Genomic DNA, 23,395 nt, shown 5'->3' with positions numbered 1-23,395 from the left:
GTCGCGCCGTCCCGGGCAGGGGGCAACGCGAAGGGCCCGACACGTGGGACGGGCCGGGGTTCCAGACTACGACTCCCCTACGACAGCCGCTCCCGCAACCGTGTCACACCGGGTCCGGAAGCGGTCACCGGTCAGCCGGATGCCGGGCCGGGCGGCACCCGGGGCGGTCCCGGCGACCCCCGGCCGCATACCCCCACGTACCTCCACGTACCGGACGGACGACGGAGCCGGCCCCGGGACGTTTGGAGGAACGTCCCGGGGCCGGCTCCGTCATCCTATGACGGCCACCGTCACCCGTCGGTGGCGATCGCGTTGAGGACGTTCATCCGGCCTGCCCGGAAAGCGGGAACCAGTGCGGCGAACAGTCCGACGAAGGCCGAGGCGACGAAGACCGAGAGGATCGTCGGCCACGGGATCTCCAGGACCCCGAGCCCCTCCAGGGCCAGCAGCTGCTGGGCCGAGGTGCCCCAGCCCATGCCCAGGCCGAGGCCGAGCAGGGCGCCGAAGAGGGCGATGACCACGGACTCCAGCCGGATCATCCGGCGCAGCTGACGGCGCGAGAGGCCGATGGCCCGCATCAGGCCGATCTCGCGGGTCCGCTCGACCACCGACAGGGCGAGCGTGTTCACCACACCGAGCACCGCGACGATGATCGCCAGGGCCAGCAGGCCGTACACGATGTTGAGCAGCTGGCCGATCTGGTCCTTCAGGTCCTGCTTGAAGTCCGCCTGGTTCTGCACCTTGTACTGCGGGTACTCCGCGAGCGAGGACTTGAGGGCGGCGTACGCCTCCTTCTCCTTGCCGTCCTGCGCCTTGGCGAACATGATCATGTTCTTCGGCATCTTGTCGGCGGGGACGTACTTCTCGGCGGTCCGGGTGTGGGTGTACATCGCCCCCTTGTCGACGTTGGTCTCGTCCGAGGTGATCGCGGCGACCTTCAGCTTCGCCGTCTCACCGCCCTTGAACGCGACCGTCATCTCGTCCCCGACCTTGATCTTGTGCCGGGTGGCATAGGCGTCGCCGACCGACATGGCGTCCTCGCCGTACGCCTCGGCCAGATCGCCGGCGACGGTCTTGCGCCGCAGGTCGTCCTTGTACGTCGGGTCGGCGGCGACGACTCCCTCGTCCTCCGTCGTACCGTCGGGGGCGGTCAGCTTCGCGCTGACGACCTTGTAGTTGGTGATGTGCTCGATACCGGGCGCGCCCTCCATGGCCTTCACGGCCTGGGGGACGATCAGCTGACCGGTGGACGACTGGACGATGAAGTCCGCGCCGACCGACTTGTCGAGCTCGTCGGTGGCCGAGGCGACCATGGACGAACCGACCACCGAGAGGCAGGCCACCAGGGCCAGGCCGATCATCAGGGCGGCGCCGGTCGCTCCGGTGCGGCGCGGGTTGCGCAGCGCGTTGCGCTCCGCGAGCCGCCCGACCGGGCCGAACATCCGCAGCACGACCACGCTGAGCGCCCGCACCACGACCCCTGCGAGCAGCGGGCCGATCACGATGAAGCCGATGAGGGTCAGGACCACACCGAGCGCCAGGAACAGCGAACCCTCACTCGCCTTCCCGGCCTGCGTGGTCGCCCACAGGGCCGCTCCACCACCGGCGGTGAGGACCAGACCGATACCGGCCCGGATCCAGCCGGACTTGGCGTCCGCCGGAGTTCCGGCATCGCGCAGGGCCGCCATCGGCGAGACCTTGCCGGCCCGGCGGGCGGGCACGTAGGCGGCGAGGACGGTGACGAAGACGCCGAGCACGAGCCCGATGGCCGGGGTCGTCCAGGCGATGGTGAGGTCCCTGGTGGACAGCTCCATACCCATGGCGCCCATGAGCTTCATCAGACCGACGGCGAGCCCGATTCCGGCGCCGACCCCGAGGATCGAGCCGACGACCCCGAGGAGCACCGCTTCGACGAGCACCGACCGGTTGACCTGCTTGCGGCTGGAGCCGATGGCCCGCATCAGACCGATCTCGCGGGTGCGCTGGGCGACCAGCATCGAGAAGGTGTTGACGATCAGGAAGATGCCGACGAGGAAGGCGATCCCGGCGAAGCCGAGCATCGCGTACTTCATCACGTCGAGGAAGGAACCCATGGAGTCCTTGCTGGCCGCCGCGGCCTCGTCCTGGGTCTGGAGCTTGTACGGGGCCGAACCACCGAGCGCGGTGGCGACGCCGGACTTCAGCTCCGTGTCGCTCACCCCCGGTTCGGCGGTGACGGCGATGTGGGTGAAGAGGCCGGGTCCGCCGAGCAGCTTCTGCTGCGCGGTGGCGGTGTCGAGGTAGACGACGGCCGCGCCCGGGTTGGTCACGGTGAAGGAAGCGATTCCGCTGATCTTCGCCCTGATGTCACCGGTGACGGCGATGGTGCGCAGTTCGTCACCGAGTTCGAGGTGGTGCTTCTCCGCGGTGTCGGCGTCGACCATCACCTCGGTGGGGCCGCGCGGGGCGTGACCGGAGGTGATCTCCATGGAACGCAGGTCGTTGCGCGTCCAGTTGCCGGCGATCGTCGGGGCGCCGGTCTCGGAGCCCATGTTCTTGTTGTGGCTGTCGACGACGGTGACGGCCATGCTGGAGACGGCGCCCTCGGCGGACTTCACGCCGTCGGCCTTCTCCACCTGTGCGACGACGGAGGCGGGCAGCGCTTCGGGCTTGCCCGAATCAGGGTTGTCGTCGACGTCGGCCGCCGACTTGGGGCTGACGGTGACATCGGCGGCGGTCGCCGCGAAGAGCTTGTCGAACGTGGTGTTCATGGTGTCGGTGAAGACGAGCGTGCCGCACACGAACGCCACCGACAGGAGGACGGCGACGGCGGAGAGCGCCATGCGTCCCTTGTGCGCGAGGAAGTTGCGCATCGAGGTCTTGAGGACAGTCACGACGTACGCCCCCGTGCGTCGAAGTGCTTCATGCGGTCGAGGACCTGGTCGGCGGTCGGGTTCAGCATCTCGTCGACGATGGAACCGTCCGCGAGATACAGCACCCGGTCCGCGTAGGAGGCCGCGACCGGGTCGTGGGTGACCATGACGATGGTCTGGCCAAGGTCGTCGACGGACCTGCGCAGGAAGGACAGCACCTCGGCGCCGGCCCGCGAGTCCAGGTTTCCGGTGGGCTCGTCACCGAAGATGATCTCCGGCTGCGAGGCGAGGGCGCGGGCCACCGCGACGCGCTGCTGCTGGCCGCCGGAGAGCTCGGTCGGCCGGTGCTTCAGCCGGTCGGAGAGGCCGACGGTCTCCACGACCTGGCGCAGCCAGGCGGCGTCGGGCTTGCGGCCCGCGATGTCCATCGGCAGTGTGATGTTCTCCAGCGCGTTGAGCGTCGGGAGCAGGTTGAACGCCTGGAAGATGAAGCCGATCCGGTCCCGGCGGAGCTGCGTGAGCTTCTTGTCCTTGAGCTTCGTGATCTCGGTTTCGTCGAGGTAGATCTCGCCCGAGGTCACGGTGTCGAGACCCGCGAGGCAGTGCATCAGGGTCGACTTGCCCGAGCCGGACGGCCCCATGATCGCCGTGAACTGCCCGCGAGCGATGTCGACATCGACCTGGTCGAGCGCGACGACCCGGGTCTCCCCGGCCCCGTATGCCTTGACGACCTGCCGCGCTCGTGCAGCAACGGCCGTACGCCCTCCAGTGCCCCCGTGCCTGGTCATGGTCACAGCCGTTGTCACGGTATTTCTCCTATGTCGGTGAATCCCTGGACGTCTCTGAGTACGTTCTGAGTCTTGCGGGAGAAGGGGGTCCTGCGCGCTGGTGCCCAGCGCAGTCTTCGGGTGGGGTTTTCCCCACCCCGCCCCCTGCGGTCAGCCGCCCTTGCGGTGTAGGACCACGTTAAGGAACGGGCCCCCGCCGCCACGTCCTCCGGCGGGAGGAACGACCCCTGGCCAGAAGTGCGGAGCTACCCCTAGGGGTTTCCGCCCGGGGAATGAGACCCGGGTAGGGGCTGCGCGAACGAGCGCGGCCGTCCTCTCCCGCTGGGTGGCGGGCGGGTGAGACAGTGTCACGGGAAATACATGCATAGGGAAAGGAAAACCTGTGACCGGCACGGGGGACGGAGACATGGGCACGGGCGCCCCGGAAGGACCGGGCCGTACGGGGGATACGTGCGGCTCCGGCAGTACGGGCGATACGGGTGCCGATACGGGTGCCGATACGGGTGCCGCCTCCGGCGGTACAGGCGGCACGGGTGCCGGCTCCGGCGGCACAGGCGGCACGGGTGCCGGCTCCGGCGGCACGGGCGGCTCGGTCACCGGCGACCGCCGCACGCGGCGCGGGCCCGGGGACGCGGCCACAGCCACCCAGGACCCGGCAGCGGCGACCGCCGACGGGCCCGCCTCCACCACGCCCCGCGGCCGACGGCCCGTCGTCGCCGCGCTCATGCTCGGCATGGCGCTCGCCGCCATCGACGGCACGATCGTCTCGACCGCCGTGCCCCAGATCGTCGGCGATCTCGGTGGATTCGCCGTGTTCTCCTGGCTGTTCTCCGGCTATCTGCTGGCCGTGACCGTCACCCTCCCCGTCTACGGGAAGCTCTCCGACACCTTCGGCCGCAAGCCGGTCCTGGTCGCCGGCGTCATCCTGTTCCTGGTCGGCTCGGTGCTCTGCGCCCTCGCCTGGAACATGGCGGCCCTGATCGCCTTCCGCGTCGTCCAGGGCTTCGGCGGCGGCGCGCTCCAGGGCACCGTCCAGACCGTCGCGGCCGACCTCTACCCGCTCAAGGAACGCCCCAGGATCCAGGCCAGGCTGTCGACGGTGTGGGCCACGTCGGCGGTCGCGGGGCCGGCGGTCGGCGGGCTGCTCGCGACGTACGCGGACTGGCGCTGGATCTTCCTGATCAACCTGCCGGTCGGCGCCGTCGCGCTCTGGCTGATCGTGCGCCACTTCCACGAACCGGCCCGCCCCCGCACCGGCGCCCGACTGCGGATCGACTGGGCGGGCGCCCTCGCCGTCTTCGCGACCGGCGCCCTCCTGCTGACCGCGCTCGTCCAGGGCGGCGTGGCCTGGCCGTGGCTCTCCGCACCCTCGCTCGGGCTGCTGGGCGCGAGCGCCGCCCTCGCGGCGCTGACCGTCCTCATCGAGCGGCGCGCCGCCGACCCGATCATCCCCGGCTGGGTCTGGAAGCGGCGCACCATCGCCTCCGTCAACCTGGCTCTCGGCGCGATGGGGCTCCTGATGGTGGCCCCCACGGTCTTCCTGCCGACGTACGCCCAATCCGTCCTGGGCCTCGGCCCGATCGCCGCCGGTTTCGTGCTCTCCGTCATGACGCTGAGCTGGCCGGTCTCGGCGGCCTTCTCCAACCGGGTCTACAACCGCATCGGCTTCCGCCTCACGGCCATCATCGGCATGAGCGCCACCCTGCTGGTCCTGCTCGCCTTCCCCCTGCTGCCGTATCCCGGCTCGGCCTGGCAGCCGGCCCTGATCATGCTGCTGCTGGGTGCGGCGCTCGGACTGTTCCAACTCCCGCTGATCGTCGGCGTCCAGTCCACGGTCGGCTGGTCCGAGCGCGGTACGACGACGGCCTCCGTACTGTTCTGCCGCCAGGTCGGCCAGAGCCTGGGCGCCGCGCTCTTCGGCGCCGTCGCCAACGGGGTGCTCGCCTCCCGGCTGGCCGATGCCCCGGTCTCCGGACTGCCCGGCGACCTGGACGCGATCTCACACGCCCTGGGCGATCCGGGATCGCTGTCCGCCGCGGCGACGGACTACCTGCGACGGGCCGTCGACGCCGCCGTCGACTACGTCTACCTCGGCGCCGCGGGGGCCGCCGCGCTCGCCCTGCTCGTCCTCGTATTCGTGGCCCCGCGCCGCTTCCCGGTCCTCGACGAGGGCGCGGAAAACGCTTCCCCGGCCCTTAAGAAGTAAACAACTCCAGGGTTACCGCAGGTAGTTCGGTCGCAAGCCTGCCCACCCGGCATACCCGCGAGTAACGTACGCGCTTCCAACAGCGCACCCGCGCTCCTGCCTTGCGGTCCGTCCCCGGACCCGAGCCATGCAAGGAGCAGCACCTTGATGCCTCACGAGCACCCGCCGCAGCGTCCGCCGCACCCCCCGTACGCGCCCTTCCGGCCGCACCGCCGTCCCCCGCCGCCGCCCTCCCCCGGCGGCGAGTACCTCCTGCCCTGGCAGAGTTCCTCACCGCCTCCGCCGCCCCGGTGGCCCAACCCGCCCGCCGCACCCGTCCCCGCCCCCGGCCACCACAGCGATCTGCGCCGGCTGCGGGGCGCGTACCGCCTCCTGCGCCGCGCCTCCACGCTCACCGCACTCGGCTACTTCACCCTCTTCCTGCTGCTCTCCGGATTCGCCCCGGCCCTGATGACCCGCCCCGTCGGCGACGGCGGGCTCACCACCGGGCTCCTCCTCGGCCTCTGCCAGCTCCCGGTGACGCTGGCCGCCATCGCCGTGTACGAGTGGACGGCCTGGCGCACCGTCGACCCGCTCTGCGCCGGACTCCGCGACCGGGCCCGCGGCACGGACGACCGGGCGGCCACCGAGCGTCGCCGCGGAACAGGAGCGGGCCGATGAACGTCTTCGACGAGTCCGCGCAGACGATGTCGCTCACGGCGTTCATCGCCGTGGCCACCGTGACCCTGCTGCTCTGCGTGTTGACCGGCCCCGACCGGGACGACCTCGACACGTTCTACACCGGCTACCGCTCGCTCTCGCCGGTACGCAACGGTCTCGCCATCGCCGGTGACTACCTCTCCGCGGCCACCGTCCTCGGCACCACCGGCGTCATCGCCCTCACCGGCCAGGACGGGCTCGTACTCGCCCTGAGCACGGTGCTCTCGCTGGTCCTTCTGATGTTCCTGCTGGCCGAACCCCTGCGCAACGCGGGCCGGTTCACCATGGGCGACGTCCTCACCCGCCGCTCCCCCGGCCGGGCCGTACGCATCGCCGCGTGCGCGGTCACCCTCGCGGCCCTGGTGCCCCTGATGGTCGTGCAGCTCGCGGGCAGCGGCAGTCTGCTCGCCTTCATCCTCGGCTTCGACAGCTCCGGCTTCCGCACCGGCTCCATCATCGTGCTCGGTGCCGTGATGATCGGTTACGCGGCGATCGGCGGGATGAAGGGGACCGCCCTCATCCAGATGATCAAGACCGTGGTGCTGCTCGGCGCCGGTCTGCTCGTCTCCGTACTGATCATGAACCGCTTCGACTGGGACGTCGGCGCCCTGCTCCGTGCCGCCCAGCAGGGCAGCGGTGCGGGCGCCGCGTATCTGCACTCCGGGCTGCAGTTCGGCGGCAACGACCTCGACATGATCAGCTCCGAACTCACCGTCGTGCTCGGTGCCGCGTGCCTGCCCCACATCACCATGCGCATGTCGAGCGTCCGCAGCGCCCGGGCCGTCCGCCGGTCACTGTCCTGGGCGGTCTGCGCCGTCGTCGGCCTCTGCCTGCTGCTCACCGTCATCGGATTCGGCGCCGCCGCGCTGGTCGGCCACACGCGCATCACCGCCGCGGGAGCACAGGGCAACAGCGCGATCCTTCAAGTCAGTGGGGTCGTCGCTGGCGGCGGCGCAATCGGGGCACTGGTCGTCACGACCATGACCACAGCGATCTTCCTGACGCTGCTCGCCTCGGTCGCCGGAATGATCCTGGCCTGCGCGAACTCCCTTGCCCACGACCTGTTCGCCCACGGTCTGGGCGGCCGGGGCGGGAAGCCGGTGCCGGGCCGCACCGAGATGGGTGCGGCGCAGCTCGCCGCCGTCGGAGTGGGCCTCGCCGCCATCGTCCTCGCCGTGCTCGCCCGGCACTGGAACGTCCAGGCGATGGTGACGCTCTCGTTCTGCATCGGCGCGTCGGCCCTGGCCCCGGCGCTGGTCTACAGCCTGTTCTGGCGGCGCTTCACCCGTACCGGACTGCTCTGCACCCTCATCGGCGGCACCCTGTGCGTGCTGGTGGTGATGACGGGCACCAACCTGGTGTCCGGGTCCCCCGGGTCGGTCTTCCCCCACCGTGACGTCAACTGGTTCCCGTTCACCACGACCGGGCTCGTCTCCATCCCGTTCGGCTTCCTGGCGGGCTGGCTGGGGACGCTGCTCGGCCGGCGCACGGCGGCGGAGGAACGCAGGCAGTACGAAGCCGTGGAACCGTGGATCCTGGCGGGAGCGCCCCCGGCACTCCCGGCCCGTCAGGCACCCGGGAACACCCCGGCGACCGGGCGGCCCCGGTCGCCCTTCGAGAGGCCGTGACCTCTCGTTCGGATCAGGCCGGGCTCGCGGGGCCCGGCCTGATCCGAACGGAAGAGCCCTAAGGGCTGTCCGGCCCGGACACCACACGGCCCGTGAGCGCCGCGAGGGAGTTGCGTACGTGCGTCATGTGCGCCTGCACCTCCTCGCGGCCCTCCTCGTGCTCCCGGAGGATCCGCTCCGTCTCCCGCACCACCCGCTCCTCGCGCACCCGGGCCTCCGAGATCAGCTCGGCCGCCCGCGCCTCCGCGTCCTCCTGACCGTGCCTGGCGGCCTCCTCGGTCTCCGCGAGCGCGCGCCTGGCCTCCGCGAGGACGGCCTCCGCCCGCTCCGTCAGCTCCGTCTCGCGCGCGACCGCCGCCGCCTCGTCCGCCGCCAGTCCCGCCGCCGCGGCCTTCGAGCGCTCGCCGTGCTCCTGCTCCTGATGGGCCAGCACACTCGCCGTACGCCGCCGGGTCTCCGCCATCGCGTCGTCCGCGGCCCCACGCACCTCCGCGGCTTCCTTGCGCGCCGCGGCGACGGTCTCGTCGGCGGACCGCCGCGCCGCGGTCAGCACCGCGAGCGCATGCGCCTCGGCGGCCGCCCGTACCGTCTCGGAGTGCTCACGGGCCGCTTCGCGCGCGGCCCGCCCCGCCTCGTCCGCCGCGTCCCGCAACGCCTGCCCGTCCTCCTGGGCGGCGGCCCGCGCGGCCTCCGCCTCGCTCTGCGCGAGCGACAGGATCTGCTGGGCCCGCTCACCGAGCGAGGCATACGTCTGCGGAGCCAGCGAGGCGACGGCCTCGGCCAGCCGGGCCGACTCGGCCGCCAGTTCCCCGGCGAGATCCGTCAGCCGGGAAAGCCGCTCCCAGGCGGCGTCGCGCTCCGCGGACAGGGCGGCCACGGCCCGGTCCACCTGCTCCGGACGGTAGCCACGCCCCCGCACGCCGACGAAGCCATGCGCGGACACCGGTGCAGCACTCATCCTTGAAGCCCTCTCTCCGTCACTCCGACCGCCAGCAATACGTCAAGGATGCGGCAATTGGTGCAGAAGTCGGAATCGATCAGCCGTATTCAGGACGGAAGCGATGGGCATCACAGGACGCGAACGCGGAGGCGCCCGGCCCCTTCCGGGTACCGGGCGCCTCCCTCCGAGCGTTCCCACAACGGGACAGGTCAGAGCAGTCCGTCCCACATCTGTTCCAGCAGCACCGACCACCAGCTCTCCGACGACGCGAGCGCCGCCGGATCGAGGGCCGCCAACTGTGCCTGGAAGTCGACGGTCCAGCGGCCCGCCTGCTCCGGATTGAGCCCGAAGCGCAGCCGCCACATCCGGCCGAGCAACGCCATCGAGCGCACGAACTCCGGCAGCCCGGTGTTCACGAACTGCGGCGCCACCGACTGTCCACCCGGACCCGCCTCGACCGGCACGGCCACGATGTTCGCCGTGCCGTACTGGACACAGATCGCCCGGCCGAAGTCGGAACCCATCACGAGGTACGAGCCCGCGTCGGGCGCCGCCCGCACCTGTCGCTGCGCGGCCAGTTCGGCCAGCGTCGGCACAACGGGCTGACCGGGCTGCGCCCAGAAGAACGGCCCGAAATCAGCGGGCAGACCGGCCCACACCAGCGTCCGCCCCACGACCTCGGGCACACCCTGACGGGACACCGACCGCTGGTCGAAGCGGAGCACGCCCTGCGGCCCGAAGACCTGCACCAGCTCCTCCGCGAGCGCCTCCGGAGGCACCGGCACGGCGGGCTGCATCTGCGGCAAGGGCGCCCGCACCGGCGCCGGCCGCGCCGGGCCGTCGGCGACCTGGTGCAGCTCGCCCTGATGCGTCAGCAGATGCTGCATGCCCTGCTGACGGCTCGCGTGATCGGCCCCGTAGGGAGCGACGCTGGTGATCCGCACCTGCGGCCAGGTCTCACGGATCATCCGCGCGCAGTAGCCGCCGGGCAGCTCGCACGACTCCAGCTCGGTGTGCAGCTCGATGACCTGCTGCGGCGGCACGTTCATGGCCCGCAGCTCGTGCAGCATCTGCCACTCGGGGTGCGGGGTGCCCGGCGCCGAGCGGCGGATCAGCTGCTGCTCGCTGCCGTCGGGCGCGCGGAAGCGCAGCACGGCCTGGTAGCCGGGACCGACGGTCGGAACGCCGAGCGGCTGCTGCGGGTAGCCGTACGCCGCAGGCGGCGGCGGGGTGTGCGGATTCGGCGGTACGGCACCGGGAACCCCGCCCTGCGGCATCCCCGGCGGCCCGGGCGGGCCCGGAGGCTGGGGCGCGTTGTGCGCACCCGGTACGCCGGGCGGACCGGGCGGGGCCGGGGGCCGGGGACCGCCGAGGCTCGCGTCGGCGAACATCGTCGCCGCGTGATGCATCCCGCCACCGGGCGGCGGCGTCGAACCAGGCCCACCAGGAGCACCAGGCGCACCGGGAGGACCAGGAGGCTGAGGAGCACCGGGCGCACCAGGAGGCCCGGGAGGACCAGGAGGCTGAGGAGCACCGGGCGCACCAGGAGGCCCGGGAGGGCCCGGAGGCTGCGGCGCGCCGGGCGGGCCGAGCTGCGAGACGAGCTGGGTCGGTACGTAACCACCCGCGGGAGCACCGGGCGTACCGGGCCCCGAAGGCGGTGGCGTGGCTCCCGGACGCATACCCGGGGTGCCGGGGGCACCGGGCGGCGGCGGGGTCGTCGAGCCCGTCCCGCGCGCCCCGCGCGGAGGGACGGCGGCCTTGCTGGTGGCCGCGTCCGCGATGTCACCGGCACCGGGACGCGCGGGTGCGGCCCGGCCGGGCGCACCGGCACCGGGTGCGCCGAGGGCCGGAGCGACGGCGGTCCGGGGCAGCTGACTGCCGCCGGACATCAGCGCGGTGGGCGCCTCGGCCGGTACGACAGGCGGCGGGGCCTCCTCGTCGTCGGTGCCCGAAAGCGGCGGCGCGAACACCGTGGCCGGCAGATCGACCGCGCCCACGTCGGGATCCGCGTTGGTATCGGTACCCGCCCACGGCGTGGCCCCGGAGGGCGCACCGGGTGAGGACGCAGGCACACCGTCGGGGGCCGTCGGCTCGTAGTCGCCCTGACCGCCCGCCGCGGGCCACGGCGTCGCCGAGTTCGCGGAAGGGGACGCGTTCCCCGGAGAAGCAGGGGAGGAAGGAGAAACAGCCGGAACAGGGGGAGCCGGAGGAGCGGACGGGACGGGGAGAGGGGAGGGCGTGGCGCCCGAAGGCGGACCACCGCCGGCATCCTGCTCCGCCCGCCGGTCCGGAATCCCCAGCTTGTCGGCGGCCTCCTGAAGCCACTCGGGCGGACTCAGCAGGAACGACGTCTGGTTCAGATCGATCCGCTGCGGGGGCACCGGAGCAGACTGCGCCCCGTCGGACGCGCCATACTCCTCCTCGTACCGCCGGATCACCTCGCCCACCGGAAGCCCGGGCCACAGCGTGGCCTCACCGCTGTCACGGGCGATCACGAGCCGCTGGCGCCCGCCGTCCGAGACCGGGCCCTCGGCGCGGTCCTCGGCCCACACCACGAAGCCCAGCTCGAACTCGCGCACCCGCACCTCTCGGTGCTGGTACGCGGGCACATCGCCGTTGACCCACTCGTCCGCACGCTCCTGCGCCTGCGCGAAGGTCACCATCGCGCTCACCCCTCCACCGGGACGGCACGCGCGAAGCCGCCGTCCACCATCAGGTTCGCCACGGTCTCCAGCTCCGGCGGATTGCCCGCCAGGCGCTGGAGGAAGGCGTCGAAGTCCGCGCCGCAGGGCAGCATCAGCCGGTCGACACGGTCCTGCACGCTCCAGCCGTCCTGGTCACGGGCGTCGTCGTACGCGCAGAACCAGACCGAGCCGATGTCCTGGCCCCGCACCTTCACCGCGAGGATGCCGCCCTGGACGAAGCCGACGCCCAGGTAGTCCTTGGTGAAGTGGTCGCGCAGGCACTTGTTGACGTACTGCAGGTCGTTCACGGCAGCCTCGTCGCGCACCGTGAAGAAGGGCTGGTCGACCAGGAGACCGAGCTCAGCGTCGAGCGCCGCACCCACCGGGGCGGAACCGCCCGCGGCCTTCAGGAACGAACGGTACGCACCCGGCAGCCGGTAACCGAGGTCCTCCTCGACACCCAGTACCTGCTGCTCGCTCACCGCCACCGAACCCTTGGGCAGCCGGAAATGAGGAGGCCGCGTCTCCTGCAAGGGCCGCGTACCGCGCCTGTTGTGGTCGACCGGAGCCGTCGCCATGCCGCCGTGATGACGCAGCAGCGCCTTCACCTCGACCGGCACGAGCTCCATCCGCCGCCCGCCCGGCGCGTGGTGCCAGGTCCAGCCGTGCGGAGTCGCCACCGGCGGGATCGTGTCCCACAGCTCATGACCGCTCGCCGCCAGCGCGGCGTTCGCCGACACGTAGTCGGTGAGCCGCAGCTCGTCGATACCGAAGCCCGGGGGCGGATCGGCGATCTCGGCGGCGGCACGCGCATACGGTGTGAGTTCCGGATAGCCGTTGCCGTCCATGCGCACACCTCTGGGGTGGCGGGACGCCCGGACCGGGTCCGGAAAATGCACGACCTGCCCGGCGTAGGCCGCATTCGGTGGCGCGGCTTGCTGCCCGAGCCGACCTGTCGTCATGGCGGTTGCCCCCTGCTGCGTCCGGTGATTCCCCACAGCCTATGCGGTGGGGCAACAGGGGGTCTCGCCCCTCCGCTTCGGTAACCAACCGTCACAGGCGGGTGACGGATGAGCGACGGTCGTGCCACTTCGCGCGACACGCAGACACGTTTCACCGACCCAGCTTCCCGACGCCCCGGCACATTTGGCAGGCTGTCACCGCAACTCGGGGGCGTGCACACCTGCAGTACCGCTGCCGGCACGGGAGGGATGCAAGCACCATGAACACAGCACCGACAGTCACATCCGGGGACCCGAGGCTCAGCTGGAGCAGCACCGAGGCCAGCCGCACACCTCGGCTGCACCACCGCCGCGACGGCATCCTGCCCGCCGTGGCGGCGGCTCTGTCCGTCCGCGGCGAGACGCTGACCTGCACCGCCGGCAAGGGCGACCGGCCGCCGGTTCTCCACCCGCTCGTCCAGGACTTCCTCGACACCCTCACCAGCGGACAGCGCGAACGCTTCACCGGCCGCTGCCCCGAAGCGATACTGCTGTCGCGGCAGCTCACCGCCGCCGACGCCGGCCGGTCCAAGCGGGCCCAGCGCAAACCGCTGACCAACGGAGAGGCCCGGCGCGCGCTGAAGCACTCCCGCATCACCGCCCGGCGCATCCGCGAGGACGGCGACCCGCTCCACGGCACCTACGCCGCGCCCTGCCGCTCCTGCACGGCGATGCTCGCGCACTTCGGCGTACGTCCCGTCGACCTCACCACGACCGGGGCGGCCACGACCGCCGAGAAGGGCTGACGGCACCCCGATGCAGGACCGAACCGGGCACTCCGCCCAAGCCGACCGGCACGCCACCACCCGCTTCCCCGTCGCCGTCGACGCCGCCCTGCGCCAGGCGGGCTGGCAGCCGGGGCGCTGGGACATCCGGCAGGCCGAGGAGTGGGCCGACGCACTGCGCTCCCACGCCTCACCGGCCGGCCACCGGCACGCCGTGTTCCCGGCGGCCGTCGAGGCGTGGGCCGAGTTCGGCGCCCTGCACATCACCGCGTCCGCACCCGGCCGGCAGATCGCGCCCGCCGCCGTACGCATCGACCCACTGTGCGGCCTGCACCTGGCCCGCACGCTGGGCGACCTGGGACGGGCGCTGGAGACCGAGATCAGCCCGCTCGGCGAGGAGGGCGAAGGCCAGGCGGTGCTCGCCATCGACATCGAGGGCCGGGTCTACAGCATCGACCACACCGGCGACTGGTACCTCGGCGCGGACATCGACCAGGCGCTGGCCACCCTGGTCACGGGCGCCCAGCCGGAGCGCCTGACCGCGGGCTGACCCGCGCCGAGCCCGTCCGGCGAACCGGGGCGCCTACGCCCCGGGTTCGGCCGGCAGGACCGCCGACACGCGGAAGCCGCCCGCGTCCGTCGGCCCGGACACGAAGACGCCTCCCAGCCCGAGCACCCGTTCCCGCATCCCCACCAGGCCGTTCCCGCCGCTGGGCAGCCCGGCGTCGGCCGCGCCGCCGTCCGAAGGACCGTTCTCCACCTGCATGGCGACCTCCGCGCCGCGATGCGCGAGCCTCACCCAGGTCTTCGCACCGGCCGCGTGCTTGTGCACGTTCGTCAGGGCCTCCTGCACCACCCGGTACGCGGTCTGTTCGACCTCGGGCGTATACGGGCGCAGCTCGCCCTGCACCGACAGTTCCACCGTCATCCCCGCCTCGCGGGACTGCGCGACGAGCGACTCCACCTCGTCCAGCCGGGGTCCGTCCTCCACGGCCGCCGCGGCGGCCGCGGCAGCGGCCCGGCCGACCGCGGCGAGGGGGACCCGGCCCGCGGGCGGGGCGGACCACGTGTCCCCGCTGCGCAGCACACCCAGCATCTCGCGCAGTTCCGTCAGCGCCTGACGGCCCATGTCGCCCACCAGCGCCGCGTTCCGCACGGCCTTCGCCGGGTCCTTCGGGGCGACGGCCTGAAGCGCCGCCGCATGCACGACCATCAGGCTCACCCGGTGCGCGACCACGTCGTGCATCTCGCGGGCGATCCGGGTCCGCTCCTCCGTGCGCGCCCACTCGGCGCGCTCCTCGGCCCGGTCGGCGAGCAAGGACAGCTCCCGCTCCAGTGAGTCCGCGCGTTCCCGCAGGCTCTCCATGAGCCGTCTTCGCGCCCCTATATAGAGGCCGAACAGCAGGGGCGGTGTGGTCAGCCCCAGGGACATGAAGAGGGACACCAGCGGCACGTACCAGTCACCCGGGCCGAAATCGGCTCCCTCGGCGACGCTCTGGCGCAGCCGTACGTACGTGACGATGAAGGTGCCGACCAGCGACATCCCCGTCAGTACGACGGTGATCCTGCGCGGCACGTCGGACGCGGCCAGCGTGTACAGACCGACGATGGCCATCAGGAAGCCCATCTCGGCCGGCGTCGTCGCGATCGACACCAGGACCACGGCGATCGGCCACCGTCTGCGCACCAGCAGCACCGACCCCGCCGCCAGCCCGAACAGCACGCCGAACGGCACCGGCAGTCCGGTCTCCCCGGCGAACACCACCCCTTCCAGCGCGCACTCCAGCGCCGAAAGCGACGCCAGTCCCACATCCAGGGCGACACTGCGCCGCCGCCCCCACCACCAGTAGCCGCGGGTGGTCGGTCCCGCCGCTTCCCGGTCTGCCCCCGTTGCGGTCATGCCGTCCAGCCTACGGGCGGGCGCACCTCATTTTCGGGTGACTCGGACAGGCGGGACGGCACCGTCGCGTAGAGGGCACTTGGTACGGCATAGTGTTGGGTGCCAATCCGGGCGACTGACGTAATGTCCAGTTCGTCCGAGTTATTCCCCCATGGTGTAATTGGCAGCACAGTAGCTTTTGGTGCTATTTGTCCGGGTTCGAGTCCTGGTGGGGGAGCCATACCCTCGGGCCCCGACCACCACGGTCGGGGCCCGCACTCGTTTCCGGTACACACACCCCCGGTATCCTGCGGATGTCCACCACCCGAAGCCGAAGGGCACATCCGTGAGCGCCATCCTTCCCCAAGTTCTCGGCTCCGCTCGGACAGGGGATAACCCATTGGCAGCCGTAGTCGTCCTCGCAGCGGGTGAGGGCACCCGCATGAAGTCGAAGACCCCCAAGGTCCTGCACGAGATCTCCGGGCGCTCGCTCGTCGGACATGTCGTCGCCGCCTCCCGTGAGCTCGACCCCGAGCACCTCGTCGTGGTCGTCGGCCACGCCGCGGAGCGGGTCACCGCCCATCTCTCCTCGGGCGACGCCCCCGTGCGTACCGCGTTCCAGGCCGAGCAGAACGGCACCGGACACGCCGTCCGGATGGGCCTCGAAGAGCTCGGCGGGACCGTCGAGGGCACCGTGATCGTCGTCTGCGGCGACACCCCGCTGCTCTCCGGCGAGACCCTCGCCGCGCTCGCCGCCACGCACGGCGCCGACGCCAACGCCGTCACCGTGCTGACCGCCGAGGTCCCGGACTCCACCGGGTACGGCCGCATCGTCCGCGACGCCGCCAGCGGCGCCGTGACCGGGATCGTCGAGCACAAGGACGCCACCGCCGCCCAGCGGGAGATCCGGGAGATCAACTCCGGGGTCTTCGCCTTCGATGGGCGACTGCTCGCCGACGCGCTCGGCAAGGTCCGCACGGACAACAGCCAGGGCGAGGAGTACCTCACCGACGTGCTGTCGATCCTGCGCGAGGCCGGACACCGCGTGGGCGCCTCGGTCGCCGCCGACCACCGCGAGATCCTCGGCATCAACAACCGGGTCCAGCTGGCCGAGGCCCGGCGGCTGCTCAACGAACGCCTCCTGGAGCGCGCCATGATGGCCGGCGTGACGGTCGTGGACCCGGCCTCCACGCTGATCGACGCCACCGTCACGTACGAGCCGGACGCGATCGTGCACCCCGGCACCCAGCTGTTCGGCACGACGCACCTGGGCGAGGACGCCGAGGTCGGCCCGAACTCCCGGCTGAAGGACACGGTCGTCCACGCGGGCGCCCGCGTGGACAACACGGTCGCGGACGGGGCGGAGGTGGGCCCCGGTGCGACGGTCGGCCCGTTCGCCTACCTGCGGCCCGGCACGAGGCTCGGCGCGAAGGCCAAGGCCGGTACGTACGTGGAGATGAAGAACGCCACGATCGGCGAGGGCACGAAGGTTCCGCACCTCAGCTACGTCGGCGACGCGACCATCGGCGACCACACCAACATCGGTGCAGCCAGCGTCTTCGTGAACTACGACGGCGTGGCCAAGCACCACACGACCATCGGCTCCCACTGCCGTACCGGCTCCGACAATATGTTTGTGGCGCCTGTCACGGTCGGGGACGGCGTCTACACCGCGGCCGGCTCGGTCATCACCAAGGACGTGCCGGCCGGTTCCCTGGCCGTCGCCCGGGGCCAGCAGCGGAATATCGAGGGCTGGGTGGCCCGGAAGCGTCCGGGAAGCGCTGCCGCGCAGGCCGCTCAGGCCGCAGCCGAGGACACCGACCTCGAAAGCTGACCGGAAACAGGTGCGCCGGACACGGCGTACCGTGATAGATGCTCACCCATTTCGGCTGGCTCGTTGCACATCGGGACCTCTGCGTGCAGCGCCAGATACACGTCTGAGGAGACTGTGCTGTGACCGGGATCAAGACGACCGGCGAGAAGAAACTGATGTTCTTCTCCGGCCGCGCCCACCCCGAGCTGGCCGAGGAGGTCGCACACCAACTGGGTGTCGGTCTCGTGCCGACGAAGGCTTTCGATTTCGCCAACGGTGAGATCTACGTGCGCTTCCAGGAATCCGCCCGCGGCGCCGACTGCTTCCTGATCCAGAGCCACACGGCTCCGATCAACAAGTGGATCATGGAGCAGCTGATCATGCTGGACGCGCTGAAGCGCGCCTCGGCCCGTTCGATCACGGTGATCGTGCCGTTCTACGGCTACGCCCGCCAGGACAAGAAGCACCGCGGCCGCGAGCCGATCTCGGCCCGCCTGGTCGCCGACCTGATGAAGACGGCGGGTGCCCACCGCATCCTGACCGTGGATCTGCACACCGACCAGATCCAGGGCTTCTTCGACGGCCCGGTGGACCACCTCTTCGCGCTGCCGATCCTCGCCGACTACGTCGGTGCGAAGGTCGACCGCTCGAAGCTGACGATCGTCTCCCCGGACGCCGGCCGCGTGCGCGTCGCCGACCGCTGGTGCGACCGTCTGGACGCCCCGCTGGCGATCGTCCACAAGCGCCGCGACAAGGACGTGCCGAACCAGGTCAGCGTCCACGAGGTCGTCGGCAACGTGAAGGGCCGGGTCTGTGTCCTGGTCGACGACATGATCGACACGGGTGGCACCATCTGCGCCGCCGCCGACGCCCTGTTCGCGCACGGGGCCGAGGACGTCATAGTGACCGCGACGCACGGTGTGCTGTCCGGTCCCGCCGCGGACCGTCTGAAGAACTCCAAGGTCAGCGAGTTCGTCTTCACGGACACCCTGCCGACCCCGGGCGAGCTGGAGCTCGACAAGATCACCGTGCTGTCGATCGCCCCGACGATCGCGCGCGCGGTCCGTGAGGTGTTCGAGGACGGTTCGGTGACGAGCCTCTTCGAGGAGCAGGAAAACCACTAGCGGAACCGCGGTACCGGAGAGGTACCGAAGATCCACTTTGGGTGCGGCCTCCCCGCCGGGTAGACTCAGCGAGTTGCTCGGCGAGGGAGGCCGTACTCATAAGTACGGCGATCCGTTATCGACGCGCTCTTCGTAGCAGGCGGCCTGTCGTACGGGCCGGGTGACGTCCGACTTTCGTCATCTCACGAGGAGTGCACCATGGCCGAGATCAAGCTCGCCGCTCAGGTCCGTACCGAGTTCGGCAAGGGCGCCGCCCGCCGTACCCGTCGTGCCAACCTGGTTCCCGCGGTCGTCTACGGCCACGGCGCCGAGTCCGTCCACGTCACGCTGCCGGCCCACGAGCTGCAGCTCGCGCTCCGCACCGCCAACGTCCTCATCGGTCTCGAGATCGACGGCAAGAACGCCCTGGTCATCCCGAAGGCCGTGCAGCGCAACGCCATCAAGGGCAACATCGAGCACGTCGACCTCCTGACCGTGAAGCGCGGCGAGAAGGTCAACGTCGAGATCGCCGTGCACGTCGAGGGCGAGCTGGCCCCGGGCGGCAACCTCCTGGAGTACGTGCAGAACACCCTGCTCGTCGAGGCCGAGGCCACCCACATCCCCGAGTCCGTCACGGTCTCGATCGCGGGCCTCGACGCCGGTGACTCGATCCTCGCCAAGGACATCCCGCTGCCCTCCGGCTCCGTGCTGGCCGGCGACGAGGACGCCGTCGTGCTCCAGATCGTCGCCGCGCAGGCCGAGGAGCCGGCCGCCGAGGGCACCGAGGCCGCCACCACCGAGGCCTAGTCCCACCCGGCGCGTCACAGCGCCCGTGCTTCACTGCTTCACTGACGGGGCGGCGGACCCTTACCGGGCCCGCCGCCCCGTTCGCCTGTCATCAGCCGACGTACGCGAGGAGACCGCGCGCAGATGTCCGATGCCAACGACCCCTGGCTCATCGTGGGCCTGGGCAATCCCGGTCCCGACTACGCCGCGAACCGGCACAACGTCGGCTTCATGGTCGCCGACCTCCTCGCCGAGCGGATCGGCGGGAAGTTCAAGCGGGCGCAGAAGGCCCAGGCGCAGGTCGTGGAGGGCCGGCTGGGGCCGCCCGGACCCGCGAGCCGCCGGGTGATCCTGGCGAAGCCCATGTCGTACATGAACCTGTCGGGCGGGCCCGTCACGGCCCTGCGGGACTTCTACAAGGTGCCGACGGACCACATCGTGGCCGTGCACGACGAACTGGACATCGATTTCGGCATGCTGCGGCTGAAGTTGGGCGGCGGTGACAACGGGCACAACGGGCTGAAGTCGATGACGAAGTCGATGGGCCCCGACTACCACCGCATCAGGTTCGGGATCGGCCGGCCGCCGGGTCGGATGCAGGTGGCCGATTTCGTACTGAAGGATTTCTCGTCCACGGAGCGCAAGGACCTCGCCTACCAGGTGGACCGGGCGGCGGACGCGGTGGAGTCGCTGCTCGCCGAGGGTCTGGAGCGGGCGCAGTCCACGTACAACTCCTGACATTGACGCCGATCCCGGGATCATTTCCGGCCACAAGTTGACCGAGAGTATGGGTCTGCCCAAGGATCTGCCCCCATGAAGCGGAGCTCCTCCCACCGCCTGGTGGCCCACGGCCGTGTCGTCGCCGCGGGCTGCGTCGTCCTGCTGATGCTCGTCGCGGGGGCGTGGACGTCGTGGAACACCGCGTATCACGTCGTCCTGTCCAAGGGCCGTGAACACGGCACCCTGACGGTGACCGGCTGCGGCGACACGTCGTGCACCGGGCCGTACGTACCGGATCGGGATTCGCCGCCGCGTTCCCGGGTGACGATCGCGAAGTCCGTCGCCGTGGAGAAGGGCGACCGGTTCCCGGTGGTCGTGAAGCCCGGAACCGGCGAGGCCGTCCGCACCGGGACACCCGGATTCCTGCATGCCTGGGTGCCGTTCGGCGGTGCGCTGCTGCTGTCCGCCCTCCTGATCGGGGGCGGTCTGCGGCTGCCCCGGGTCGCCTGGGGTGCCGCGACCGCGGGCGCGGTCCTGCTGACGGCGACGTTCTTCGCCCTCTGACAGAACCGCACCCGCGCCGGAGTGGATCAGCCGGTGTTGCGCAGACCCGCGGCGACACCATTCACGGTGAGCAGCAGGGCCCGGGCGAGCAGCGGATCGGCCTCTTCGCCGCGCGCCGCCGCCTGCCGCTGGCGGGCCAGCAGCGAGACCTGGAGGTACGAGATCGGGTCCAGGTAGGCGTCACGGATGGCGAAGGTCTGCTGGAGCACGGGGCTCGTGCCGAGCAGTTCGGTGCCGCCGGTGACCTTCAGGACCTCGCTCACGGTCAGCGCGTGCTCGGCCTCGATGTCGTCGAAGACGTGCTTGAGCTCGTCCGGCACGAGGGTGTCGACGTAGTGCCGGGCGATGCGCAGGTCGGTCTTGGCGAGCGTCATCTCGACGTTGGAGAGGAAGTTCTGGAAGAAGTGCCACTGGCCGTGCATCTCTTCCAGGACGGAGCCGAGACCGGCCTCGCGGAGCGCCTTGAGCCCGGAGCCGACGCCGAACCAGCCGGGCACGATCTGCCGTGACTGGGTCCAGCCGAAGACCCACGGGATCGCGCGCAGGCCGTCGAGCGAGACGCCCGAGCCGGGGCGGCGGGAGGGCCGCGAGCCCAGGTGCAGGTCGGCGAGCTGGTCCACCGGGGTGGAGGCGAGGAAGTACGCGGGCAGGTCCGGGTCCTCGACGAGCTTGCGGTAGGCGGCGTGGGCGGCGTCGGAGACGGTGTCCATGGCCGCGTCCCAGCGGGCGAGTGCCTCGTCGGACTGGCGGGGCGCGGTGTGCAGCGCGGACGCCTGGAGGGTGGCCGCGACGGTCAGTTCCAGGTTCTCCCGGGCGAGCGCGGGGATGAGGTACTTGTCGGAGATGACCTCGCCCTGCTCGGTCACCTTGATCTCGCCCTCCAGCGTTCCCCAGGGCTGCGCGAGGATCGCGTCGTGCGAGGGACCGCCGCCGCGGCCGACGGTGCCGCCGCGGCCGTGGAAGAGGCGCAGGCGTACGCCGTAGCGGTGCGCGACGTCACGCAGCCGGCGCTGGGCCCGGTGGATCTCCCACTGCGAGGTGGTGATGCCGCCGAACTTGGAGGAGTCGCTGTAGCCGAGCATGACCTCCTGGACGTCCCCGCGGAGGGAGACGAGCCGGCGGTACGAGGGGTCGGCGAGCATCTCGTCGAGGATGACGTCGGCGGCGCGCAGCTCGTCGGTGGTCTCCAGGAGCGGCACGATGCCGATCTTGGCCCAGCCGCCGTGCAGGTCGAGCAGCCCGGCCTCGCGGGCCAGGACGGCGGCCGCGAAGACGTCGTCGGCGCCCTGGCACATCGAGATGATGTAGGACTCGATGACCTCGGGGCCGAACCGTTCGAAGGCTTCCTTGATGGTGTGGAAGACGCCGAGGGTCTTCTCGCCCGCGGCGTCCAGCGGTGCCGGGGTCGGGGCGAGCGGGCGCCGGGAGCGCAGCTCCTTCGCGAGGAGCTTCTGCCGGTAGTCGCGCGGCATGTCGGCGTAGCGCCAGGACTCCTCGCCGAGCCGGTCGAAGAGCTGGCCGAGTGCGTGGTGGTGGGCGTCGGCGTGTTCGCGCACGTCCATGGTGGCGAGCTGGAGGCCGAACGCGGACAGGGTGCGGATGGTGCGGTCCATCCGGCCGTCGGCGAAGAGCCCGCCCTTGTGCTCGCGCAGCGAGGTCTGGATGAGGGCCAGGTCGGCGATGAGCTCGGCGGTGCCGAGGTAGTCGCAGCCGGGGCGGTGCGGGGTGCCGGTGGCGAGGCGCTCGCGGGTGTTGACGAGCTTCTGCCGGATGCAGGTCGCCTTGAGGCGGTAGGGCTCCTCGGCGTTCAGCCGCTTGTAGCGGGGGCTGATCTCGGGGAGCCGCTCCAGGTCCGCCTGGAGGGAGTCCAGCAGCTCGTCGGTGGCGCCGGTGTAGCGGATGGAGTTGGAGAGCAGCCCGCGCAGGTAGTCGATGAGTTCGAGTGCGTCGGTGATCCCGTGCTCGTGCTGGAGGATCAGCACCTCCCAGGTGACGGCGGGCGTCACGTTGGGGTTGCCGTCGCGGTCGCCGCCGATCCAGGTGCCGAAGGTGAGCGGGCGGGTGCCCGCGGGCAGCTCGACACCGACGCGCTCCAGCTCGGCGGCCAGGTCCTCCAGGACGTCGCCGACCGCGTTGGCGTGCAGTTCGTCGAGGTAGTAGATCGCGTTGCGCGCCTCGTCGGCCGGCTCGGGCCGGACCACGCGCAGTTCGTCGGTCTGCCAGATGAGGTCGATGTTCTCGGCGAGCCGCAGGTCCTGGCGGCGCCGGTCGGCCTCGATGACGGGGGTTTCGAGCAGTTCCGCGATGCGGCGGAGCTTGTTCAGCACGGAGCGCCGTGCGGCCTCGGTGGGGTGCGCGGTGAAGACGGGGCGCACGTTGAGGTTCTTTACGGTCTCGCGCAGGTGCTGCGGGTCGGCGTCCTTGAGCCGGTCGGCGGTGCGGGCCAGGAGCCCGCCCTCGGCGGCCCGGCGGTCGCGCATCTCGTGGGCGCGGTGGACCTGCTCGGTGACGTTGGCGAGGTGGAAGTAGGTGGAGAAGGCGCGCACGAGCTGCGCGGCGGTCTCCAGCTCCGTTTCGCCCAGCAGCTCGGCGGCGGCCTCACCGTCGGTGCGGGTCAGGGCGCGGACCCGCTCGACGAGGTCGAGGAGCTCCTGGCCCTCCTGACGTACGAGCGTCTCGCCCAGCAGATCGCCGAGGCGGCGGATGTCGGCCCTCAGCTCGGCGCTGGCGGCGGGGGTCTGGTCGGCACTGCTCACAGTGTGCGGCTCCTTGCAGTGAATAGAGGAGGTGCGTCGCGTAAGCGTCTCCCTGGAAGGGCGGTGGCGGGAGACGGGTGGGCACGTCTGTCAGGGGGTCCGGGGGTGCTGCGGTGCTCTCGCCACCCCGGGTGTGCAGAGTGCGGACCGCGCTGTCCGACTCTCCCAGGATAGGTGCCCCTCCTGTCGGCGTGCCGCGCAGCCCTTACGGGTGTGTGTGAAACGACCACGTCCGCGCAGCTCTCGTG

At 71.4% G+C, this 23,395-nt stretch carries 17 protein-coding genes and 1 tRNA gene; 11 read left to right on the top strand and 7 right to left on the bottom strand.

Annotated features, from left to right (window positions below; translation table 11 throughout):
* Window positions 1-290: 290 nt before the first annotated feature.
* Complete coding sequence (locus ACFWSK_RS12300) at window positions 291-2,873, bottom strand: ABC transporter permease (protein WP_383783849.1); 2,583 nt, start codon at window positions 2,871-2,873, stop codon at window positions 291-293.
* Complete coding sequence (locus ACFWSK_RS12295; protein ID WP_383784039.1) at window positions 2,870-3,640, bottom strand: ABC transporter ATP-binding protein; 771 nt, start codon at window positions 3,638-3,640, stop codon at window positions 2,870-2,872. Before ACFWSK_RS12295 ends, ACFWSK_RS12300 begins: the two co-directional genes overlap by 4 nt.
* A gap of 724 nt (window positions 3,641-4,364) precedes the next feature.
* Between ACFWSK_RS12295 and ACFWSK_RS12290 the strand changes: the two genes are divergently transcribed.
* The 3 genes from ACFWSK_RS12290 to ACFWSK_RS12280 all read left to right on the top strand — a co-directional run bounded on the left by ACFWSK_RS12290 (window position 4,365) and on the right by ACFWSK_RS12280 (window position 8,173).
* Window positions 4,365-5,846 (top strand): MFS transporter, encoded by a 1,482-nt coding sequence (locus ACFWSK_RS12290; RefSeq protein WP_383784037.1) that lies wholly within the window; start codon window positions 4,365-4,367, stop codon window positions 5,844-5,846.
* A 147-nt stretch (window positions 5,847-5,993) separates the two neighbouring features.
* Window positions 5,994-6,506, top strand: a complete 513-nt coding sequence (locus ACFWSK_RS12285) for a DUF485 domain-containing protein (RefSeq protein ID WP_383783847.1) — start codon at window positions 5,994-5,996, stop codon at window positions 6,504-6,506.
* Window positions 6,503-8,173 (top strand): cation acetate symporter, encoded by a 1,671-nt coding sequence (locus ACFWSK_RS12280; protein WP_383783846.1) that lies wholly within the window; start codon window positions 6,503-6,505, stop codon window positions 8,171-8,173. Before ACFWSK_RS12285 ends, ACFWSK_RS12280 begins: the two co-directional genes overlap by 4 nt.
* 58 nt (window positions 8,174-8,231) lie before the next feature.
* Here the strand turns inward: ACFWSK_RS12280 and ACFWSK_RS12275 are convergent, their stop codons facing one another.
* The 3 genes from ACFWSK_RS12275 to ACFWSK_RS12265 form a co-directional block, all read right to left on the bottom strand.
* On the bottom strand, window positions 8,232-9,131 hold the full coding sequence (locus tag ACFWSK_RS12275; protein WP_383783844.1) for a cellulose-binding protein: 900 nt from the start codon (window positions 9,129-9,131) through the stop codon (window positions 8,232-8,234).
* A gap of 191 nt (window positions 9,132-9,322) precedes the next feature.
* Window positions 9,323-11,779, bottom strand: coding sequence for an SUKH-4 family immunity protein (locus tag ACFWSK_RS12270; protein ID WP_383784035.1), 2,457 nt, complete (start codon window positions 11,777-11,779; stop codon window positions 9,323-9,325).
* A gap of 5 nt (window positions 11,780-11,784) precedes the next feature.
* Window positions 11,785-12,762, bottom strand: coding sequence for an SMI1/KNR4 family protein (locus ACFWSK_RS12265; protein ID WP_383783842.1), 978 nt, complete (start codon window positions 12,760-12,762; stop codon window positions 11,785-11,787).
* 260 nt (window positions 12,763-13,022) lie between these two features.
* On the opposite strand from ACFWSK_RS12265, the gene ACFWSK_RS12260 reads away from it, so the two are divergent.
* Both ACFWSK_RS12260 and ACFWSK_RS12255 read left to right on the top strand, forming a co-directional pair.
* The gene (locus ACFWSK_RS12260; RefSeq protein WP_383783840.1) at window positions 13,023-13,547 is read left to right on the top strand and encodes a YwqJ-related putative deaminase; all 525 of its coding nucleotides are present in this window, start codon (window positions 13,023-13,025) and stop codon (window positions 13,545-13,547) included.
* 10 nt (window positions 13,548-13,557) lie between these two features.
* Entirely contained in the window at window positions 13,558-14,076 is a 519-nt protein-coding gene (locus ACFWSK_RS12255; protein WP_383783838.1) for an SUKH-3 domain-containing protein, read from the top strand.
* 33 nt (window positions 14,077-14,109) lie between these two features.
* Here ACFWSK_RS12255 and ACFWSK_RS12250 read toward each other — a convergent pair whose 3' ends face one another.
* Complete coding sequence (locus ACFWSK_RS12250) at window positions 14,110-15,426, bottom strand: sensor histidine kinase (protein ID WP_383783836.1); 1,317 nt, start codon at window positions 15,424-15,426, stop codon at window positions 14,110-14,112.
* Window positions 15,427-15,571: 145 nt separating this feature from the next.
* On the opposite strand from ACFWSK_RS12250, the gene ACFWSK_RS12245 reads away from it, so the two are divergent.
* From ACFWSK_RS12245 to ACFWSK_RS12220, 6 genes are all read left to right on the top strand, one after another.
* Window positions 15,572-15,646 (top strand) — tRNA-Gln (locus ACFWSK_RS12245).
* Window positions 15,647-15,805: 159 nt separating this feature from the next.
* Window positions 15,806-17,239: a bifunctional UDP-N-acetylglucosamine diphosphorylase/glucosamine-1-phosphate N-acetyltransferase GlmU gene (gene glmU / locus ACFWSK_RS12240; protein ID WP_383783834.1), complete on the top strand. Its 1,434-nt coding sequence runs from the start codon at window positions 15,806-15,808 to the stop codon at window positions 17,237-17,239.
* A 119-nt stretch (window positions 17,240-17,358) separates the two neighbouring features.
* Window positions 17,359-18,342 (top strand): ribose-phosphate diphosphokinase, encoded by a 984-nt coding sequence (locus ACFWSK_RS12235; RefSeq protein ID WP_383783832.1) that lies wholly within the window; start codon window positions 17,359-17,361, stop codon window positions 18,340-18,342.
* Between the two features lie 198 nt (window positions 18,343-18,540).
* On the top strand, window positions 18,541-19,128 hold the full coding sequence (locus tag ACFWSK_RS12230; RefSeq protein WP_383783830.1) for a 50S ribosomal protein L25/general stress protein Ctc: 588 nt from the start codon (window positions 18,541-18,543) through the stop codon (window positions 19,126-19,128).
* Between the two features lie 123 nt (window positions 19,129-19,251).
* A complete protein-coding gene (gene pth, locus ACFWSK_RS12225; protein WP_383783828.1) occupies window positions 19,252-19,845 on the top strand; it encodes an aminoacyl-tRNA hydrolase in 594 nt (197 codons plus the stop codon).
* Window positions 19,846-19,920: 75 nt separating this feature from the next.
* Complete coding sequence (locus tag ACFWSK_RS12220; RefSeq protein WP_383783826.1) at window positions 19,921-20,391, top strand: hypothetical protein; 471 nt, start codon at window positions 19,921-19,923, stop codon at window positions 20,389-20,391.
* A gap of 26 nt (window positions 20,392-20,417) precedes the next feature.
* Here the strand turns inward: ACFWSK_RS12220 and ppc are convergent, their stop codons facing one another.
* The gene (ppc, locus tag ACFWSK_RS12215; protein WP_383783824.1) at window positions 20,418-23,147 is read right to left on the bottom strand and encodes a phosphoenolpyruvate carboxylase; all 2,730 of its coding nucleotides are present in this window, start codon (window positions 23,145-23,147) and stop codon (window positions 20,418-20,420) included.
* Window positions 23,148-23,395: the final 248 nt, after the last annotated feature.

This window comes from Streptomyces sp. NPDC058620, assembly GCF_042717135.1.
In the GTDB taxonomy this organism is placed as follows: Bacteria; Actinomycetota; Actinomycetes; order Streptomycetales; family Streptomycetaceae; genus Streptomyces.
The sequence above is the reverse complement of the archived record's forward strand: the minus strand, read 5'-3'. Positions and strand labels throughout refer to the sequence as shown.

What these genes read in the sequence shown, in the direction of transcription:
- ACFWSK_RS12295 (WP_383784039.1), bottom strand. Translation starts at nt 3,640, where the DNA reads ATGACCAGGCACGGGGGCACTGGAGGGCGTACGGCCGTTGCTGCACGA.
- ACFWSK_RS12290 (WP_383784037.1), top strand. Translation starts at nt 4,365, where the DNA reads ATGCTCGGCATGGCGCTCGCCGCCATCGACGGCACGATCGTCTCGACC.
- ACFWSK_RS12285 (WP_383783847.1), top strand. Translation starts at nt 5,994, where the DNA reads ATGCCTCACGAGCACCCGCCGCAGCGTCCGCCGCACCCCCCGTACGCG.
- ACFWSK_RS12280 (WP_383783846.1), top strand. Translation starts at nt 6,503, where the DNA reads ATGAACGTCTTCGACGAGTCCGCGCAGACGATGTCGCTCACGGCGTTC.
- ACFWSK_RS12275 (WP_383783844.1), bottom strand. Translation starts at nt 9,131, where the DNA reads ATGAGTGCTGCACCGGTGTCCGCGCATGGCTTCGTCGGCGTGCGGGGG.
- ACFWSK_RS12270 (WP_383784035.1), bottom strand. Translation starts at nt 11,779, where the DNA reads ATGGTGACCTTCGCGCAGGCGCAGGAGCGTGCGGACGAGTGGGTCAAC.
- ACFWSK_RS12265 (WP_383783842.1), bottom strand. Translation starts at nt 12,762, where the DNA reads ATGACGACAGGTCGGCTCGGGCAGCAAGCCGCGCCACCGAATGCGGCC.
- ACFWSK_RS12260 (WP_383783840.1), top strand. Translation starts at nt 13,023, where the DNA reads ATGAACACAGCACCGACAGTCACATCCGGGGACCCGAGGCTCAGCTGG.
- ACFWSK_RS12255 (WP_383783838.1), top strand. Translation starts at nt 13,558, where the DNA reads ATGCAGGACCGAACCGGGCACTCCGCCCAAGCCGACCGGCACGCCACC.
- ACFWSK_RS12250 (WP_383783836.1), bottom strand. Translation starts at nt 15,426, where the DNA reads ATGACCGCAACGGGGGCAGACCGGGAAGCGGCGGGACCGACCACCCGC.
- ACFWSK_RS12230 (WP_383783830.1), top strand. Translation starts at nt 18,541, where the DNA reads ATGGCCGAGATCAAGCTCGCCGCTCAGGTCCGTACCGAGTTCGGCAAG.
- pth (WP_383783828.1), top strand. Translation starts at nt 19,252, where the DNA reads ATGTCCGATGCCAACGACCCCTGGCTCATCGTGGGCCTGGGCAATCCC.
- ACFWSK_RS12220 (WP_383783826.1), top strand. Translation starts at nt 19,921, where the DNA reads ATGAAGCGGAGCTCCTCCCACCGCCTGGTGGCCCACGGCCGTGTCGTC.